The sequence below is a fragment of the Cytobacillus firmus NBRC 15306 genome, from assembly GCF_001591465.1.
GTDB classification, from domain to species: domain Bacteria; phylum Bacillota; class Bacilli; order Bacillales; family Cytobacillaceae; genus Cytobacillus; species Cytobacillus firmus.
On sequence record NZ_BCUY01000176.1, the window covers coordinates 1 to 2437 of the forward strand.

Genomic DNA, 2437 nt, shown 5'->3' on the forward strand with positions numbered 1-2437 from the left:
TATGTTGCGCCCGTAAAGGGTTGATAGGAAATCTGCATGTAGCAATGCAGCGGACAAACGTTGCAAAGTCCGTTATCAACTGGTTTACTTTGTAGGGAAACCGCGCAAGGGACAACAGCATACCAGTGAAGCTATAAGTCAGTTAATGACCAAAACTGCGACTAAATGGTGAGATAAAAGCTATGAACGAGGATAAAGGCTATACTGCTTGAACGACAGTCTGAGGGGCCAAAGATGTATCTGCGTCGAAAGGTCATTGTAACGACGTATGTGAGGAGTGTGGCAGACCTCCATATGACCCTGTCACAGCAACGTACCCTCCACCCACCGGAATATTCCTGAAAAGACGAAAATCGTATCCGACATCATAGCATTCTTGTTCCCATCAATCTAAACGGGGAACGCCTAAACCGATTAATCGGCATGGCGTCGGAGTTTCCGTAGTAGTCCGAGCATAGGAAAGCTATGTACATGGCGAAGGGAAACAGTCTATCAAATTCGTACTAACTTCTGGAGGTTGCGAGAGGCAATGAGAAGTCCAACGGTAGTTATGAATAATCTTAGAAGTAATGCGGCAAAACCGGACTACAGATTTGAACGGGTGTATCGTAACCTGTTCAACCTTGAATTCTTCCTATTGGCTTACAATAATATCTATGCAAAACCCGGCAACATGACACAAGGCATAGACGGCAAAACTATCGATGGAATGAGTATCGAAAGAATTTCAGCCCTAATCAAATCCCTACGGGATGAAAGTTATCAACCCCAACCGGCTAGGAGGATTTACATTCTTAAAAAGAATGGCAAACAAAGACCCCTTGGGATACCATCTATCGATGATAAACTAGTTCAGGAAGTCGTAAGGATGATACTTGAAAGCATATGGGACAACTCATTCCAAAACTGCTCTCATGGTTTCAGAAACGAAAAAAGCTGTCACACTGCATTAGATAGCATACAAAAGACATTCACGGGAGTAAAATGGTTCATTGAAGGTGACATAAAAGGTTTCTTCGATGCCATCGATCCCCGCGTGTTAATAACTCTGCTTAGGAAACGAATCAAAGATGAACGATTTATCTCATTAATATGGAAATTCCTTAAGGCGGGATATCTCGAAAACTGGCAGTACCATACAACCTACACTGGGACACCACAAGGTTCTATCATTAGTCCAATTCTTTCAAATATTTACCTGAACGAACTAGACGAATATATGATGGAATATAAGAAAAGCTTTGATATGGGAGTTAAGAAACGTCGTTCGACAGAATACCGTCGGATAGAATCTCAAAAATACCAATTAAAGAAAAAATATGAGACCGAATGGAATTACATGACAGCAGAACAAAAGATAAAAGCCCGTTTAACCATAAAACAACTAGATATTAGAATGGTTAAAACACCTGTGTCGGACCCTTTTGACCCAAAATTCAAACGTTTATTCTACATACGTTACGCTGATGATTGGTTATGTGGAATCATTGGTTCAAAGAAAGACGCTGAAAAGGTTAAAGCAGACATTTCCTGCTTTCTCCAGCAAAAATTGCGTTTGACACTTTCACAAGAAAAAACCTTGATTACCCATTCCTCAAAGAAAGCTAAATTCCTAGGTTATCACATCACTGTTATGCGTAATCTTACACCTAAAAGGAACAAAAAGGGACAACTTCAGAAAACATACAACAATAAAGTGAAATTGTATGTACCAAAAGATGTATGGGTAAACAAATTAAAAGAATATAGGGCGTTACAAATTAAGCCAAATATAGGACAAGAACAATGGAAACCGGTACATCGAAAACATTTGCAAAATAAAACAGACATGGAAATCCTAAAACAATTCAACAACGAAGTAAGGGGTTTATATAACTACTATAAGATTGCGAATAATGCCTCAGTCCTCCACAAATTCAATTACTTCATGTACTACAGTATGCTTAAAACTTTTGCAGCAAAATATAAATCATCTGTCAAGAAAATACGTACAAAGTATGATGTGGATGGGGAATTCGGCATAAAATACCAAGCAAAAGGCTTAACCCGAACAATGGTATATTACAACGAAGGATTTCGACGACAAAAACTAACTCAAATCGAAGCCAACACTGAGGTCAAAGTAGAATATAAATACCCTTTCGGGCGTTTCAGTCCGGGATACAGACTTAAAAACAGGAAATGTCAATTATGCGAAGCAGAAAATGTTGATGTCTGGATTCACCACGTTCGAAAACTAAGCGAATTGACACCAAGCTGCCCTTGGAATATTTGGATGTTACAAAATAAAAGGAAAACTATTTCTGTGTGCGAGCATTGTTATCAAACTATAAAAGCTTCTAATAACTAAGATTATGATAGATGGAGAGCCACATACGCTGAGAGGTGTACGTGTGGTTCGGTGGAGGGCATCTGGGAAACCAGATGCCTATCCTGC

The 2437-nt window shown here is 39.4% G+C and carries 1 protein-coding gene; it reads left to right on the top strand.

Annotated elements, in window-relative coordinates; genetic code table 11:
* Positions 1-529: 529 nt before the first annotated feature.
* Positions 530-2350 (top strand): reverse transcriptase/maturase family protein, encoded by a 1821-nt coding sequence (locus BFI01S_RS21540; protein ID WP_061794397.1) that lies wholly within the window; start codon positions 530-532, stop codon positions 2348-2350.
* The last annotated feature ends 87 nt before the right edge of the window (positions 2351-2437 follow it).

What these genes read in the sequence shown, in the direction of transcription:
- BFI01S_RS21540 (WP_061794397.1), top strand. Translation starts at nt 530, where the DNA reads ATGAGAAGTCCAACGGTAGTTATGAATAATCTTAGAAGTAATGCGGCA.